This window comes from Staphylococcus pasteuri, from assembly GCF_030547725.1.
GTDB lineage: Bacteria > Bacillota > Bacilli > Staphylococcales > Staphylococcaceae > Staphylococcus > Staphylococcus pasteuri.
This window is the reverse complement of sequence record NZ_JAUOQO010000975.1, coordinates 1-236: the sequence shown is the minus strand read 5'-3', so window position 1 is coordinate 236 and position 236 is coordinate 1. Positions and strand designations below refer to the sequence as shown.

Here is a 236-nt window from a genome sequence, read left to right as displayed (position 1 = left end):
ATACCACGGCCTGCTACAACAACTCTTTGGGCTAGAGGTATTTCAGTGTTTGGATCTATACCTACACTAAAGTCATATCCGTCTTTTTTAAGGGCAGCTACTAGGGATTTTACAGCTTCTTTTGGATCTCCCTCATAGATTTCTTTTTTACGAACACCTGCTATAGGAGCTCCACTTGACTTAGATCCTGCTCTTTTCATCTTTGGAGGACGACCTACAGTGTTTGAACCTACTAC

The 236-nt window shown here is 41.9% G+C and carries 1 protein-coding gene; it reads right to left on the bottom strand.

Features of this window, described 5'->3' with window-relative positions:
* A partial coding sequence (locus Q4528_RS16085; RefSeq protein WP_303522768.1) for a hypothetical protein occupies positions 1-236 on the bottom strand: 236 nt, incomplete at both ends.